This window comes from Frankia sp. AgB1.9 (assembly GCF_016786355.1).
GTDB lineage: Bacteria > Actinomycetota > Actinomycetes > Frankiales > Frankiaceae > Pseudofrankia.
Genome location: NZ_JADWYX010000038.1, coordinates 68333 through 83828, shown reverse-complemented (window position 1 = coordinate 83828; position 15496 = coordinate 68333). Strand labels below are relative to the sequence as shown.

General features: G+C 72.9%; 17 protein-coding genes and 1 pseudogene. 9 read left to right on the top strand and 9 right to left on the bottom strand.

What is annotated here, in order from left to right:
- The 8 genes and pseudogenes from I6A60_RS43590 to I6A60_RS17330 form a co-directional block, all read right to left on the bottom strand.
- Nucleotides 1–152: pseudogene (locus tag I6A60_RS43590) on the bottom strand (cation:proton antiporter); the annotation flags it as partial.
- A gap of 23 nt (nt 153–175) precedes the next feature.
- Nucleotides 176–658 carry a cation:proton antiporter regulatory subunit gene (locus I6A60_RS17360; RefSeq protein ID WP_203055652.1) on the bottom strand — a complete coding sequence of 161 codons (483 nt, stop codon included), beginning with the start codon at nt 656–658 and terminating at the stop codon, nt 176–178.
- A gap of 11 nt (nt 659–669) precedes the next feature.
- Nucleotides 670–1017 (bottom strand): hypothetical protein, encoded by a 348-nt coding sequence (locus I6A60_RS17355; RefSeq protein ID WP_203017279.1) that lies wholly within the window; start codon nt 1015–1017, stop codon nt 670–672.
- Nucleotides 1018–1321: 304 nt separating this feature from the next.
- On the bottom strand, nt 1322–1708 hold the full coding sequence (locus tag I6A60_RS17350) for a hypothetical protein (RefSeq protein WP_203017284.1): 387 nt from the start codon (nt 1706–1708) through the stop codon (nt 1322–1324).
- A gap of 75 nt (nt 1709–1783) precedes the next feature.
- Complete coding sequence (locus I6A60_RS17345; RefSeq protein ID WP_203055651.1) at nt 1784–3082, bottom strand: RNA polymerase sigma factor; 1299 nt, start codon at nt 3080–3082, stop codon at nt 1784–1786.
- Nucleotides 3082–3501 (bottom strand): YciI family protein, encoded by a 420-nt coding sequence (locus tag I6A60_RS17340; RefSeq protein WP_203021592.1) that lies wholly within the window; start codon nt 3499–3501, stop codon nt 3082–3084. The genes I6A60_RS17345 and I6A60_RS17340 overlap by 1 nt, the downstream gene beginning before the upstream one ends.
- 130 nt (nt 3502–3631) lie before the next feature.
- Nucleotides 3632–4453, bottom strand: a complete 822-nt coding sequence (locus tag I6A60_RS17335) for an SAM-dependent methyltransferase (RefSeq protein ID WP_203021593.1) — start codon at nt 4451–4453, stop codon at nt 3632–3634.
- A gap of 136 nt (nt 4454–4589) precedes the next feature.
- On the bottom strand, nt 4590–5216 hold the full coding sequence (locus tag I6A60_RS17330) for a TetR/AcrR family transcriptional regulator (RefSeq protein WP_203021594.1): 627 nt from the start codon (nt 5214–5216) through the stop codon (nt 4590–4592).
- Between the two features lie 111 nt (nt 5217–5327).
- Here I6A60_RS17330 and I6A60_RS17325 point away from each other — a divergent pair, with 111 nt between their 5' ends.
- Entirely contained in the window at nt 5328–6290 is a 963-nt protein-coding gene (locus tag I6A60_RS17325; protein WP_203021595.1) for a zinc-binding dehydrogenase, read from the top strand.
- A 234-nt stretch (nt 6291–6524) separates the two neighbouring features.
- Nucleotides 6525–7433: a glutathione S-transferase C-terminal domain-containing protein gene (locus I6A60_RS17320; RefSeq protein WP_203021596.1), complete on the top strand. Its 909-nt coding sequence runs from the start codon at nt 6525–6527 to the stop codon at nt 7431–7433.
- A gap of 90 nt (nt 7434–7523) precedes the next feature.
- Here I6A60_RS17320 and I6A60_RS17315 read toward each other — a convergent pair whose 3' ends face one another.
- Nucleotides 7524–8399, bottom strand: a complete 876-nt coding sequence (locus I6A60_RS17315) for an NmrA family NAD(P)-binding protein (protein WP_203021597.1) — start codon at nt 8397–8399, stop codon at nt 7524–7526.
- Nucleotides 8400–8487: 88 nt separating this feature from the next.
- Between I6A60_RS17315 and I6A60_RS17310 the strand changes: the two genes are divergently transcribed.
- From I6A60_RS17310 to I6A60_RS17285, 7 genes are all read left to right on the top strand, one after another.
- A complete protein-coding gene (locus I6A60_RS17310) occupies nt 8488–9102 on the top strand; it encodes a TetR/AcrR family transcriptional regulator (protein WP_203021598.1) in 615 nt (204 codons plus the stop codon).
- Nucleotides 9103–9498: 396 nt separating this feature from the next.
- The gene (locus I6A60_RS17305) at nt 9499–10413 is read left to right on the top strand and encodes a TauD/TfdA family dioxygenase (protein WP_203021599.1); all 915 of its coding nucleotides are present in this window, start codon (nt 9499–9501) and stop codon (nt 10411–10413) included.
- A 29-nt stretch (nt 10414–10442) separates the two neighbouring features.
- Nucleotides 10443–11264, top strand: a complete 822-nt coding sequence (locus I6A60_RS17300; RefSeq protein ID WP_203021600.1) for an IclR family transcriptional regulator — start codon at nt 10443–10445, stop codon at nt 11262–11264.
- Between the two features lie 94 nt (nt 11265–11358).
- Complete coding sequence (locus tag I6A60_RS44050) at nt 11359–11499, top strand: putative leader peptide (RefSeq protein WP_374113381.1); 141 nt, start codon at nt 11359–11361, stop codon at nt 11497–11499.
- 257 nt (nt 11500–11756) lie between these two features.
- On the top strand, nt 11757–12554 hold the full coding sequence (locus tag I6A60_RS17295) for an SDR family NAD(P)-dependent oxidoreductase (RefSeq protein WP_203021601.1): 798 nt from the start codon (nt 11757–11759) through the stop codon (nt 12552–12554).
- Nucleotides 12555–12613: 59 nt separating this feature from the next.
- Nucleotides 12614–13849 (top strand): acyl-CoA dehydrogenase family protein, encoded by a 1236-nt coding sequence (locus I6A60_RS17290; protein WP_203042351.1) that lies wholly within the window; start codon nt 12614–12616, stop codon nt 13847–13849.
- Nucleotides 13850–13879: 30 nt separating this feature from the next.
- The gene (locus I6A60_RS17285; protein WP_203021603.1) at nt 13880–15487 is read left to right on the top strand and encodes a rhodanese-like domain-containing protein; all 1608 of its coding nucleotides are present in this window, start codon (nt 13880–13882) and stop codon (nt 15485–15487) included.
- Nucleotides 15488–15496 lie beyond the last annotated feature (9 nt).

Below are 15496 nucleotides of genomic sequence, written 5' to 3'. Positions count from 1 at the left end.
AGTGGGAGCAGGCCGCCGTGGCCGAACGCGAGCCCGGCGAGCAGGTAGAACGGGATCGGCGAGATCCCGATCCGAGCCGCGAGGTGTCCGATGATGCCGAGGCAGAACAGGACACCGCCGAGCTCGATGAAGACGGATGCGATGTCATGCACGCGGTCGCCCCTTCCGTGTCAGGTCAGCCGGTGCGGAACAGGTCGGCGACGGCGGCGGTGTTCTCCGGGGTCCCGACGACCACCACGACGTCGTCGGGGGCGAACAGGAAGTCCGGACGAGGCGAGGCGAGAACCTCCTGGTCACGCACCACCGCGACGATCGACGCCCCGGTACGGGTCCGCGCCTGCGTGTCGCCCAAGGACCGGCCCGCGTACGGAGAGTCCGCCGAGATCCGAATCCGCTCACCCACCAGGCCCGCGAACACCTTGTTCAGATTCGCCAGCTTCTCCACGATGTGCGGCGCCCCCAGCAACTCCGAGAGCACGTCGCCCTCCTCCGCGGTCAACGCGACCGAGTCCGCGACCGCGTCGGGGTCGTGCGCGTCGTAGATCACCAGCTCGCGGCGGCCCTTGTGATGCGACACCACCCCCACCCGACGCCCAGCCCGGGTCGTGAACTCATGCCGCAACCCGATCCCGGGCAGCGCGGTCTCCTCGATCTCCACCGGTTCGCCCTTCATCGGCGCTCAGCAGCCGTGCTCGTCGCGGAGACCTCGGCGCCGGGGGTCGGTCTGAGCACAGCGCCGCCGCCGAGCAGCGGCTTGGTCAGCAGGCCGTCGGCGGCCCGGTCGGCAGGGCCGCCGGTCGTCCGGTCAGCGGGGCCGCCGGCCGGAGGCAACGGCAGCCCTTCGCGGAACGACTTCCCCTCCGGGGTGTAGCGAACGGGCCGCGACAGCGAACCCGGGCCGAACCGGCGAAGATCCCTGCGCTGGTCACGCAGGACCACGATCGCGGGCACGGCGAACAGACAACCGAGAAGCAGGACCGCGATCAGCACACGGCCCCATTCGAGTCCTGAGTGCAAGATTTTCCTCCATGACGATGCGCCTGGACGGCCGCCCGTCATGGACGGACAGCACCAGGCAAGGCGTGGGTGGCCGCATCAGGGCCCGCGCGGCGGGAGGTCGCGCGTCAGCCGACGCGGCTACGACGGCCCGACCCTCGAACGGTCGGCCGGCAGGTGAGCGTGGAAGGGCGCACAGCGCGCGACAGGACGTCGCCCGCGGCGGCAGCACGCCGTCAGCGTCTCGTGACACCGAATGGCGTCGCTCGCGCGGAATCCGGGCACAGCCGGACGCGCGGCAGGTCAATCTGCGGGGCGACGCCCGTCAGCAGGCAGCGGCCCGCGCCAGGCTGGCGGGTGGGCCACGGGCACCCGGCACGCCGGTGCGCTGATCCGGCCGGCCACCACGACCGACGCGTCGCCGCCACCAGACGTAGCCGGGCAGCAGGAGCGCGAGGAGCTCGGCCGCGACGGCCGAGGCGCCCGGGTGATCCTGGGCCAGCTTCGCCGACACCGCCGAGCGGCCGTCCACGCGGGGAAAGACCACATCCGCCCGGGCCCCGGGGCCCGGGACCGTGGAGACGACAGCCAGCGCCCGGTCCGAGACACCCATACCGGAACCAGCCCTGCTCGCGTCCGCGCCCCACAGGCCGACCACGAGCAACGCCACCATCCAGAGCGCGCCGAAACCCCGGCGCCGGATGGTGACCATTCGCCCAGGATAAACCAGGCCGCGACGCACAGACACGGACCGCGAAGTCCGGCGGGGGTCCCAGCCGGCCGCCCGTCAGGGCAGGGCGGCGGCCTTGCGGAGCAGGACTGACCGTTCGTGGGTGTTGCGGCACAGCCGGGCGGCGAGGGTCAGCTCCGCGCGGGCCTCGTCGGTCCGGCCGAGCCGGGTGAGCAGCTCGCCGCGGACGCTCGGGAGCAGGTGGGACCCCGACAGCCGGTCGGAGGCGACCAGCTCGTCCACCATCTCCAGCGCCTCCTGCGGCCCGTGCGCCATGGCGACGGCGACGGCCCGGTTGAGCTCGACGACCGGCGAGGGTGCCACCCGGCCGAGCGCCTCGTAGAGCAGCACGACGCGTTCCCAGTCGGTGTCCGGGACGGACGACGCCGACGCGTGGCAGGCGGCGATCGCGGCCTGCAGCCCGTAGGGCCCGAGGCCGCGCCCGACCGCCGAGGCACGGGCGAGCGCGGCCCGGCCGCGCCGGATCGCGGAGCGGTCCCACAGCCGACGGTCCTGGTCCGCCAGGAGCACCGGCTCGCCGTCGGGCCCGGTGCGCGCAGGGAAACGCGCCGCCGTGAGCTCGCACAGGGCGAGCAGGCCGAAGACCTCCGGTTCGTCGGGCAGCAGCGCGGACAGCATCCGGGCCAGCCGGATCGACTCGTGGGCGAGCTCGGGACGCAGCAGCCGGTCGCCGGCCGTGGCCGTCGAGCCCTCGGTGAAGATCACATACAGCACGCTCAGGACGCCACCGAGCCGCTCGCGCCGTTGCTCGGCCGGTGGCAGCTCGAACGGCACTCCGGCCGCGGCGATCGTCTTCTTCGCCCGGGTGATCCGCGCCTGGATGGTCGGCACGGGGACGAGGAACGCCCGGGCGATCTCCTCCGTGCCCAGGCCGCCGACCGCGCGCAGCGTCAGGGCCGCGCGGGCTTCGGGCGAGAGCACCGGGTGGCAGGAGATGAACATCAGGGCGAGCGTGTCGTCGTCGATCCGGTCGGGGTCCCAGGGCAGGTCATCGGACCGGCCGTGGGGTGTCGCGCCGGCGTTGGCCTCGCCTTCGGTGAGCTCCCTGGCGAAGGTGGCGTAGCGCTCGTCGAGGGCCGACCTGCGGCGGAAGCTGTCGATGGCACGGCGCCGCGCGGTCGCGAGCAGCCAGCCCACCGGGTTCGCCGGCGCCCCGTCGCGGGACCAGCTGACCAGGGCCTCCGTCAGGGCCTCCTGGGCGACGTCCTCGGCGAGGGCGAAGTCGCCGGTGTAGCGGGCGAGCGCGGCGACGATGCGTGGGGACTCGATCCGCCAGACGGCCTCGACGGCCCGCCGAGCGGACTCGCTCGGCGGGCCGTCGGTCGCCGCGGGCATCAGACCTGGCCGGTCCGCTCGCGCCACGCCAGCTCCTTGATGACCCACTCGTTGTCCTGCGGGAACTCGTCGATGGTCGGCACCCGGCGGATCTCGCACTTCGAGCCGGTCATCGCCGGCAGGCGCCTGGCCCACTCGACCGCGTCCGCCTTCGAGGCGACATCGATGACGTAGAAGCCGCCGAACAGCTCCTTCGTCTCGCCGTACGGGCCATCGGTGACCACCGGCGTCTCGCCGCTGAAGTCGACCACCACACCCTGGCTGGGGTCGTCCAGGCCCTCGGCGGCGACCAGCACCCCGGCCTTGATCATCTCCTCGTTGAACCGGCCGACCTTCTCCAGCATCTCCTCGAACGGGGTCGCCATCATCTGCGCCACGGCCTCGTCGGTGGAGCGCATGATCAACATGTATCGGGGCATCGCTGTCTCCCGTGATCTCGGGGCCGCCGCTCGACCCGCTCACCCGTAGGTCGAATGGCATCGCCCCGGATCGACACGCGCAACTCAGCGCGGCCGGCGAGTTCGTGTCTCCCGGGGACCGGGGGCGCGGCTAGGCCTTGCGGGCGACAGCTCCGTGGCTGCCGATCGGCCGCGGGCTGGTGCCGGGCTCGGGCCGCCACAGCGGGGTGGACACCACACCGGGCTCGACGAGGTCGAGCCCGTCGAAGTACCTGGCGATCTGCGCGGGTGTCCGCGGGTAGTACGGGTCGCCGGCCTCCTTGCGGCGCCGCGCGGCCTCGATCGCCCCCTGGGCTTCCTCGGCGCTGGCGATCGTGCCGTCGTTGACGACCAGGTAGCTGCCGGCGGGAACCGCGTCGACCAGCCTGGTCACGATCTCGCACGCCTCGTCGGTGTCGGCGACGTTGCCCAGCACGCCGAGCATCATCAGCCCGATTGGCCGGGTGAAGTCGAGGACGTCGCCGGCCGCCGCGAGGATCGTCCTGGGGTCGCGGACGTCAGCCTCGACGTAGGCGGTCACGCCCTGTGGAGTGCTGGTCAGCAGGGCGCGGGCGTGGACCAGGACCAGTGGGTCCCGGTCGACGTAGACGACGCGGGCGTCCGGAGCGATGGACTGCGCGACCTCGTGGGTGTTGCCCGCCGTGGGCAGGCCGGTGCCGATGTCGAGGAACTGGCGGATGCCCACCTCCCCGGCCAGGAAGCGCACCACGCGGGCGAGGAAGCCGCGCGACTCACGGGCGACGTCGATGATCTCCGGGTAGACCTCGCGGACCTGCTCCCCGACCACCCGGTCGACCGGGTAGTTGTCCTTGCCGCCCAGCCAGTAGTTCCACACCCGCGCCGAATGCGGCACGGTGGTGTCCAGGAGGGGCAATGGGGCCTTGTCCGAACCAGGTACCGCGTTAGCCGCCACTCGCACTCCCCGGAACAAACCGCCTCGCCAGCCTGCCCACCGTAGACCATCCGGGAACGGAGGAAGCGGCGGCGCCGCCACGTGTTCCGCGCGGAGACTCCGGCCGGTCGGGATTGTTCACCGCCCAGCCCGCGAGCTACTGGACCCTGGACAGCGGCAGCCGCACGGGCGGCGGGAGCGGTGCCCGCACGGGGTTGGCCTGGAACGACTGGAGCATGAGGGCGGCGAAGCGCCGGGAGGCCGCCACCCGCATCCCGACGGACTCGGCCCTGATGCCCTCGTTCGCCATCAGCGCCAGGCTGATGTCCTCCAGCACGAAGTCGTCCCGCAGGAATCCCGCCGCCTTCGCGCGCCGAACGAGCTCGATCAGCATCCGCAGGGCACGGTCGCGGTCGGCGGCGAACTCGGCCGTCTGGGGCAGCCGCGAGGTGAACGCGCGGGCGAAACCCCGGTCGAGGGCGTGCAGCTCCATGAGCTTCTCGATCACCAGGGCGAACCCGCGCCACGGGTCGTCGGCTGCGAGCCCCTCGTCGACGATCGCCGAGCACAGCGCCATCTGCTCGGCGAAGGCCGCGGCCTCCAGCGCCTCCTTGGTCGGGAAGTGCCGGTAGACGGTCGCGACGCCGACCCCGGCGCGCCGGGCGATCTCCCGGATGGGCACGTCGAGGCCCTCGGCGGCGAACGCGGCGCGGGCGACCGCGAGGATGCGCCCGCGGTTGTCGCGGGCGTCCGAACGCAGCGTCGCTCTCACTTGGACCGTCATCGCTCTCACTTTAGCCAAACGGACGGGGTGCTCCGTTACGGTCGGCCGGACCGCAGCAGATCGAGGACCAGCAGCAGCTCAAGGACCAGAGGTCCAGAACCGGAGACGACCGTGAAGGCAGTAGCGATCCAGGCGTTCGGAGACCCCGAGGGGCTCGCCGTCGTAGATCTCCCCGACCCGAGTCCGGCCGAGGGTCAGGTGCTGATCGCCATCGAGGCGATCGGGGTCGGCGGCGTCGACGCCGTGATCCGCAGCGGGGCCGTCGCCGCCTACGGCTTCCAGCAGGGTCACATCCTCGGCGGCGAGATCGCGGGCACCGTCGCCGCGGTCGGGGACGGCGTCGACCCCGCCTGGGTCGGGCGGCGGGTGTGGGCGTTCCTCGGGCTCGGCGGCGGCTACGCCGAGCTCGCCGTCGCGCCGGTCGAGGCCCTGATCCCCCTTTCTACGGATATGTCGGCCGTCGACGCGGTGACGCTCGGGACCTCGGGACGGGTGGCCCACTTCGGGCTGCGGCACGCCCACTTCGCGCCGGGCGAGTCCCTGCTCGTGCGCGGCGCGGCCGGCGGCATCGGGGTCATGACCGTCCAGCTCGCGGCGCAGGCGGGAGCGGGCGCGATCGCGGTCACGACGTCGTCGCCCGAGCGTGGAGCGCGGCTGCGCGCGCTCGGCGCGACCCACGTGCTGGACCGCGCCGGGGTGGGAGCCCACGACGCGCCGGCCGGCTATGACGTCATCATCGACGTCATAGCCGGCCGGGACCTGCCGTCGTTCTTCGCGCGGCTCAACCCGAACGGGCGCCTGGTGGCCGTCGGAGCGGTCGCCGGTGACCCGCCGGCGGACTTCGGCCTGCCGATGTTCGCGGCCTTCCAGAAGTCGCTGTCGTTCGCCACCTTCAGCGCGAACACCGTGCCCGAGCCCGACCAGCTCGCGGTGACCGCCGAGCTGTTCACCACCGCGGCCCGCGGCGAGCTGCGCTCGGTGGTCCACGAGACGCTGCCCCTGGAGAAGGCCGTCCTGGCCCACCAGAAGATGGCAGCCGGCGAGGTGTTCGGCCGGATCGTGCTACTGACCTGACCGACGAGGTCGGCGCGCCGGCATGATCGCGGTTTTGGCCCTGACGTGGTCGCAAAACCGCCACGGCTACGACCACACGAGTGCCAAAACGGCGATCTTGCTGCTCTCCGGGCGAGGCGCGAGCAGGCGAATCCGCGCTAGTTCACCGGAATAGTTGGAATTTGGGTCGCCTTGTAGCCAGGGGCGCGTGAGCAGCGCTGGCTCCGTCCGACCACGACAGGAATGAGGACGTCCATGTCCGAGGCCCCCGTCATCTCCCGGACCACCGAGCCCGCGTACGCCAGCCCCACCGACGTGGCGACCCACGGCCCCTACACGATCAGGCGGGACCCGGCGGACACCCGGCCGCTGTACCGGTTCACCGGGCGGATCACCGCGGACGGGTCGAGCGGGTTCCCTGCCGAGCCGGGCCGCTACCACCTCTACTCCGGCTGGTTCTGCCCGTGGGCGCAGCGTGTCCTGCTGCAGCGCGCCCTGCACGGCCTCGAAGACGTCATCAGCCTTTCCTACGTCGACAACACCCGCGACGCCCGTGGCTGGGGGTTCCGCGAGACGTACGGGCCTGACCCGGTCAACGGCTTCACCCTGCTGCGCGACGCCTACGACGCGACCGAGCCGGGCTTCGACGGTCACGTCTCCGTCCCGACCCTGTGGGACCGCGAGACCCGCCAGGTCGTCTCGAACGACTTCGTCAGCCTGGGGATCGACGTGGCCACCCAGTTCGGCCAGTGGTCGACCGGTGCCGACACCTATCCCGAGCACCTGCGCGCGGAGATCGCCGAGCTCGACGGGTGGATCGGGCCGGCGGTGAACCAGGGCACGCATCGGGCGGCGCACGACGAGGCGGTCCGCGCGACGCTGCTGGACGCGTTCGCGCGGCTCGACGCCCGGCTCGCCGACGCCGACTACCTGGTCGGCGGCCAGCTGACCGAGGCCGACGTGCGGCTGTGGGTGTCCCTGGTCCGTTACCGCGGCCGCGTCGGCGACCTGGCGACCCTGCCGCCGCTGTCCGACTACCCGCGGCTGTGGGCCTACGCCCGCGCCCTCTACCAGCTCCCCGCGTTCCGCGCGACGACCGACTTCTCCACCTTCAGCGAGCCCGCCGCCGTCCTGACCGACTGGGACGTCGCGCCCGCCGCGTAGGCGACACGCCCAGGCGCGGGCTGGCCACCGTCCCCGCGCCTGGGCGAGCCCGGCTCAGTGCACGCCAAGGTCTCAGTGCACGCCAAGGTCTCAGTGCACGCCAAGGTCGGCGCCGAGGTCGAGGTCCGCCAGGAACCGCTCGAAGGTCCGCGGGTCGGCGCCGGTCAGCTCGCGCACCGTCGGGGTGACCGCGGCCAGGCTCCCGTCGGCGATCTCGTCCCACAGCTCGGCCACGTCGGCGGCGAACGACGCGGGAACGCCCTGCGCGACGAGCCGGGCCGTCATCTCGTGCGGTGGCAGCTCCAGCGACCCGACCGGCCGGCCGAACGCGGCCGACAGCCTGGCGGCGATCTCCGCCTGGGTCAGTGCCTCGGGACCCGTCAGCACGAAGGTTCCGCGAGCGGGCTGGGCGCCGGTCAGCAGCACGGCAGCGCACGCGGCGATGTCGTAGCAGTCGATGTACGACACCCGGGCGCCGCCGGCGATGCCGAGCAGGTCGCCGTTCTCGCTGAACGCGCCGGCGCCGGTCAGGAAGTTCTGCATGAACCCGCCCGGTTGCAGCACCGCCGACGCGACCGGCGCCGCCGCCAGGTGCTGCTCGATCTCCCAGTGCGCGCCGGCGGCGAGCTTGGCGCCCTGGCGCGCGCCCCAGACCGACACCTTGACGATCGCCTGAACGCCGGCCGCGACCGCCAGGTCGATCGCGGTGATCTGCTGGGCGACCATCGGCTGCCGCGGGCCGGCGGTGGGGACCGCGCCGGCGCCGTTGAGGAACAGGCGGTCCACCCCGACCAGCGCCGCCGCGACCGAGTCCGGGTCGTCGAAGTCGCCGGTCACGACGTCGCAGCCGAGCTCCCGGCCCTTCGCCTCGTCGCGCGCCATCGCCCGGAACGGCACGTCGAGCTCCTGCAGGCGCCGCACCAGCCTCGTGCCGATGGACCCCGTCGCGCCGGTAATGAGGATCATGTCGCGCTCTCCGCTTCGGTAATCTGAGGGTGCCTCGAGAAAGGATATTGAGGGTGCCTCGACTTAACAAGACGCGGGGCGGTCCGCGATGACCGGCGGCCCGCCGACCCGGCGGCGCGCGCCACGCGCCGATGCCCGGCGCAACGCCGAGCTGCTGCTCGCCGCGGCCGACGCCGAGTTCCGGGAACGCGGGGTCGACGCGCCGCTCGAACACATCGCCCGGCGGGCCGGCGTCGCGATCGGCACGCTCTACAGCCACTTCCCGAACCGCCGCGCGCTGCTCGGGGCGCTGCTGCGCGACCGCAACGAGGAGCTGTTCACCCGCGGCGCCGAGCTGCTCGCCGCGCCAGCGCTCCCTGGAACCCCGCGCGACGCGGGCGAGGCGCTCACGGCGTGGATGCGGATGGTCGTCGAGCACGCCGCCGCCTACCAGGGCCTGGCCAGCGTGCTCGTCGACGGCGTCGGCGACGAGGCGTCGGAGCTGCACGCCAGCTGCGTGCGGATGGACGCCATCGGCGAGCGCCTGGTGGAGCAGGCCCGCGCGGCCGGCCGCATCCGCGCCGACGTCGCGGGTCGCGACGTCTTCGCGCTGATGAACGCGGCCGCGTGGCTACGGGAGCACGGATCGCCCGAGCAGGCCGATCGCCTGCTGGAATTCACGGCTGCCGGTATGGGCCTTCCGCCGGCCGAGGTCAGGCCGTGAGCCCAGCAGCGTTACCCACTACATCTATGGGAAAAGTAGGAGTACGCTGCCCACCATGCCGCCGTCCCCAGTCCTCCGCCGTGGCCTCGCGCCGCTCGGCGCGGGATCTGCGCTGGTGGCGGTCCCGCTGACCAGCCGACGCGCCGTCGACCTGATGCGGGTCGCCAGCCGCCTCTGTCGCTGACCAACCGCGACAGCCGGCCGGCTCCGGGAGCCAGCCGGACCGCCTCCGCTCAGATCCTGAGGCTGCGACGCAGGACGTCCAGCCACGCGCGACGACGCGATACCGCCACCTCACCGCCGCCCTGCGCGACGGCGTGTCGTGGGCGCCGGACCCATTCGGGCATCCGTCACGGACCCACTCTCGACCCGTCCCGAACGTGAAGAGGGCTCGGCATGCTCAACCAGATACACAGCCTCGGAAAGCTCGTGCGGGCTCCGGTCGGCCGTCCCCCAGCCTCGGCACTCGGTGTCGCGCCCTCGTCGAGACCGCTGTCGGACAGGTTCGGGGTCGAGGTGCGCGGCCTCGATCTCGCCAGTGCCACCGCCGAGGACACCTCGTCGCTGCGCGGGCTCCTGCTTCGCCACGGCGTCGTGGCCGTCCCGGACCAGATCCTCGACCCGGACCAGCACATCGCGCTGGCCGCCAGGTTCGGCCGGGTGACGCCGTCGAGCGCGGTCATCCCGGGTCTCAACCGGGCGTATCCACAGATCAAGGTCATCGACAGCCGCAGGTGGGACGGCAGCCTCGACGCCTGGCACAGCGTCATGCAGTACATGCCGGAGCCGGCCGCGGTGCTGGTGCTCTACCTGCGGGTCGCCCCGCCCGGCGGGACCACGCTGCGGTGGCTGTCCCGGGAGTCCGCCTACGACGCCCTCGACCCGGACCTCAAGGCCCGGTTGCGCGGGGTACGCGGGGTGCACCACGCCCCAGCCCTGGACGAGTACCTTCGCGCGTTCGGTCCTGGCCGCTGGAACGGGCGCACGATCACCCGGGTCGATCCGGTCGAGCACCCGGTCGTACGCGTTCACCCGGAGACGGGCCGGCTCGGCCTGTTCATCGACCCCTGGAGCACGCAGGCCCTCGTCGGCGTGCCCGCGGCGCAGGGCCGGCGGCTGCTGGACCGCCTGGTCGACCACCTGACCAGCCCGCAGCACGAGGCCTCCTATCCGGCGGAGCCGGGGACGGTCGTGCTGGTCGACATGAGGTCGACGCTGATGCGGGCGACCGACGCGCCGGGCCCGCGCATCCTGCACCGGGTGGGGGTCTACGACGTGCGCCCAGCCGAACCGGTGGACGACCGTTGGTGACGGCCTCTCCCGATCTCGATACTGGTCGGGTGGCCCGCACCGATCCGAACACCGTCCAGTCCGTGCTGCGGGCGGCGAGCCTGCTCGACTGCTTCGCCGACGGCCAGCGGGACAGGACCCTGACGGAGCTCGCCTCAGCCACCGGGCTGACGACCAGCACGGCGTATCGCCTGCTGCGGACGCTCACCCAGGCTGGGCTGCTCTGGCGCGAGCCTCAGTCGGAGCGCTACCTGCCCGGTCCGTCCCTGCTGCGGCTGGCCCGGTCCGTGCTGGACGGCGGGGACGTCGCCAGCACCCGCGAGGTGGTCGAAAGCCTGGGCGTGCGGACCGGGCTCCCGGTCACACTGGCCGTTCGGGTCGACGGCGAGGTCGCGGCCGTCCTGGGCGCGGCCGGCGACGGTTCCGGCCTGCCTGACCCGCGGGGGCTGCCGCGCCTGCCGCTGCACGCGACCGCGCTCGGGAAGGTGCTGCTCGCCTACGCGGCACCCGACGGCGGACGGGTGGCGGACGGGACCGCGCGCGGGGCGTCCGGCTCCCTGTCACGGTTCACGGACGCGACGATCGACTCGGCCGAGGATCTCGCGGCGGAGCTGGACCGCACCGTCGCCAGGGCCTACGCGTTGGAAGACCTTGAGTACCAGGCGGACCAGCGGGGCGTCGCCGTCCCGGTCCGGGGCGAGGACGGGCGGGTGGTCGCGGCCCTCGGCGTGGTCGGCACGACCCGGTCGCTCCCGCTGGACGCCATGGCGCGGCTCGGCCTCGAACTCGCGGCGGCGGCGGGCGCGCTCAGCCTGCCGCGCTCCCTCGTCCCCGGCCGGCCGGCAGGCCTCGCGAGCCCGGCCACGCCGTAAGTCCACTCGATCAGTGGTTTTTGCCGCATCGCGGGAATTAGGTCTTTACCGGCGCTCGCACAGCAGGTAGCGTGGATCTCAGAAGGAGGCCATTGTGACCGTCGACCGCGACTTGACGTCGCAGGACCGCCGCCGCGCTCATACCGGAGCGCCGCGGCCATCCGGTCGCGTCCTTCTTCTGACCAGACGACGCCATGTCGATCTCATGCGCAACAGTGGCGCAGTCTGTCCGTAGCATTTAGCTCACGTTTTCGGCGGGCCCCGCAGGCCCGGCCCCTCTGACTGCTTCCGGGCCCGATTTTCTCGGTCATCGGTAGCTGGCTGGAGCGCCCAGAACCTGCGCACCGCCGCGCCCTTCGACGCGCGGGATTCCCCGGAACGCGGTCCTTTCGCCAACGGTCTCCGCGGTTCCGGCGACCTTTTCCTGTCATTCCGTCATGCGGTGACGGCTGTTACCCGCGTGCGGTTCACGCTGCCCAGAAAGAGAACGCCATGGACCTCGGACTGACCGACAAACGCGCCATCGTGACCGGCGCGAGCCAGGGCATCGGACTGGCGATCGCGCACGCCCTGGCGGCGGAAGGCGTCGACCTCGTGCTGGCCGCGCGCTCGGCCGACAAGCTGGAACGCGCCGCCGAGCAGGTGGCCGAACGCCACGGCCGCAAGGTGTTCGCCGTGGCGACCGACACCGGCGACGACGAGTCGGTCCGCCGCCTCGTCGACGAGACCGTGCAACGGCTCGGCGGCGTCGACATCCTGGTCAACAACGCCTCGAACCAGACCGCGGGCTACCCGTTCCCGCCGCTGGCCGAGACCACCGACGAGGCGTTCTGGGCCGACGTGAACATCAAGGTCGTCGGCTACCTGCGGACCAGCCGGGCCGTCGCGCCGCTCCTGACCGCGCAGGGCTGGGGCCGGATCATCAACATCAGCGGCCTGGGCGCCCGGCAGACGCACTCGATCGTGCGCACCATCCGCAACGTCAGCGTCGCCGCGCTGACCAAGAACCTCGCCGACGAGCTCGGCCCGCACGGGGTGAACGTGACGGTCGTCCACCCCGGGGCGACCCGCACCGAGACCAACGCGGCGCTGCTCGCCGACGCGGCCGGCGCCGGCGCGGACGCGAGCCCGGACAGCATCCGGCGGGCGGTCAACACGTCGATCGGCCGGATCGTCGAGGCCCACGAGGTCGCCGACGTCGTCGCGTTCCTGGCCTCGCCCCGCAGCGTGAGCATCACCGGCGACGCGATCGCGGCCGGCGGCGGCCTCGTCGGCTCCGTCTACTACTGAGCCGGCGAGCCGATGACCCCCCGATCCACCTCCCCCACGGCGACGCCCGGAGCAGGCAGATGACGACCTTGGAAACGTTCGACGCGCCCGGTGCGGTCGCCGCTCCGGTGGCGCCGCGGTCCGCCGAGCTGCGCAGCCTCCTCACGCGGCTCGCGGCCGGGGAACCCGACCGCGAGCACGACGCCCGGCCGCCCTGGGAGCAGTTCGCCCTGATCCGCCAGGCGCGCCTGGGCGCGTTGCGGCTGCCGGCCGCGTGGGGCGGCGGCGGGGCCTCGATCCGTGAGCTGTTCGAGACCGTGCTCGACCTGGGCGCGGCCGACCCGAACATCGCGCAGAGCCTGCGCAACCACTTCCTGATCACCGAGGGCCGGCTGCGCGCCGCGGCCGGCGCCGAGGACCCACTGCTGGCCAAGGTGCTCGGCGGCGCTCTGTTCGGGGCCTCGTCGTCCGAGCCGGGCACGCCCAACATCGGCCAGCGGGAGCAGGCCCATTCCACGGTCGTAACGCCCGACGCCGACGGCTTCCGGCTGGACGGCACGAAGGTCTACAGCACGGGGAACCTGTACGCGGACTTCATCGTGGTCTCCGCCGGTACGGCCGACGGCGCCAATACGCAGGTGGTCGTCCCGGCCGACCGCGACGGGGTGATCCACGAGGACGACTGGGACGGGATCGGCCAACGGCTCACCGGGAGCGGCACCACCCGGTTCGCCGGTGTGCGTCTGCATCCGGAGGACTTCCTGTCCGGCCAGGACGCCTGGTCGGACAAGGGCTCGGCGTATCCGGCGACGTTTCCGCAGCTGTGGCTCACGACGGTCATCGCGGGAATTCTGCGCCAGGTCGCGCAGGACGCGGCGGCCCTCGTCCGGGACCGGGTGCGAACCTTTTATCACGCGCCGGCTGAGCGGCCCGTCGACGACCCGATCCTGCAGGAGACGGTCGGTTATATCGCCAGCGCGGCCTATGCGGCCGAGGCTCTCGTGCTCGATGCCGCGGACACGTTGGACGCCTCCGTGGCGGCCATTCTGGCCGGTGACGGAAATCCCGACCTGGACGCCGCCGCCGCGCTGAAGGCCGCGAAAGCGAAGGTCGTGATCGACGAACTGGCACAACGCGCCGCGACGGCCCTCTTCGACGCTGGTGGTGCCACGGCCGCCCGCCGCGGCGGGCATTTCGACCGGCACTGGCGCAACATTCGCACGCTCGCCTCGCACAATCCGCGCAGCTACAAGGCGCAGCGGATCGGCGCCCATCTGATCAGCGGAACACCGCTGCCCAACGGCGCCTACTTCTAGCCAGATCTCTTTCCACCAGGAGAAGTGCAAATGACGGGCTCGGCCATTTCGGCGGAAGACCTCCACACCCTGCTGGGCGCAAGCAGCGAGTTCGCCCTGCTCGACGTCCGGGACGCCCGCGTCACCTCGGAGCGCGGCTCCATCCTGCTCGGGGTCGCCGCTCCACTCGGCGTCCTGGAGACCAGGATCGACGCCCTGGTCCCCCGCCGCTCGACGCCGGTCGTCGTGTACGACAGCGGCGACGAGGGCCTGGCGGCGCGGGCCGCGCGGCGCCTCGCCGAGCTGGGCTACTCCGACGTACGGCCGCTCGACGGCGGGCTGCACGCCTGGGCCGACGCGGGCTACAAGGTGCACACCGGCGGCGACCACGTGGTCGGGCAGGCGTTCGGCGAGTTCGTCGAGGACGTCTACAAGACCCCGCACGTCACGGTCGCCGAGCTGCTGGCGGCGCAGGCCGAGGGCCGCGACGTCGTCATCCTCGACAGCCGGCCGCTGGAGGAGTTCCGGGTCCACAGCCTGCCGGGCGGCACGTCCATCCCGGGCGCCGAGCTCGTCTACCGCGTCGACGAGGTCGTCGCCTCGCCGGACGCGCTGGTCGTCGTCAACTGCGCCGGGCGCACCCGCAGCATCATCGGCGCCCAGACGCTCATCAACGCCGGGCTGCCCAACCGGGTCGTCGCGCTGGAGGGCGGCACCCAGTCCTGGATCCTCGAAGGGCACACCCTCGACCACGGCAAGGTCTCGGCCGCGCCGCCCCCGCGGCCGGCGAACGTCGACGTCGCGCGGACCCGGGCCCGCCACGTCGCCGAGCGCTTCGGCATCCCGACCATCGACGGCCCGACGCTGCGCCGGTTCCAGTCCGAGGGTGAAGAACGCTCGGTGTACCTGCTCGACGTCCGGCCGCGCGAGGAGTTCGAGGCCGGCCACCTGCCGGGCTCGCTGCCGGCGCCGAGCTGGGATCTCGCGCCGTGGGTCTTCCGGCACGTCGGCACGCACAACGCCCGCATCGTGCTGGTCGACGGGCCGGACCTGGTGCGCGCCACCGTCGCGGCCTCCTGGGTCACCCAGATCGGCTGGGGCGAGGTGTTCGTCACCAGCACGGACTCCGGCGAGGAGCTGGAGACCGGCCCGGTCGCGCCGGTCGTGCTCGGGCTCGGCGAGGTCGACCTGGTCGACGCGGGTTCGCTGCGCGACGCCCTCGGTTCGGCCACGGCTCCCCTGGTCGTGGACCTGGCGCCGAGCACCGGGTACCTGGCGGGTCACCTGCCGGGCGCCGTGTTCGCCCCGCGCGCCCGCCTGGCCGACGCGGCGGCGGCGCTGTCCGGCGACGGCGCCGTCGTGCTGACCTCCCCGGACGGCGTCGTCGCCCGCCTGGCGGCGCCCGAGCTCGCCGCCGTCACCGACCGGCCGGTCACGGTCCTGGCCGGCGGAACCGCGGCCTGGGCAGCGGCCGGATTCCCGGTAGAGGCCGGCGACGGGCATTTCGTGGCTCCCGCCGAGGACGCGATTCGCCACGGCTGGTTCGAATCCGACCCCGAGCGCCAGAAGGAGGGTTTCCGACGCTACCTGGCCTGGGAGATCGGCCTCGTCGCCGAGCTGCGCGAGGACGACACCGTCCCGTTCAGGACCTTTCTCTAGCCGTCATCT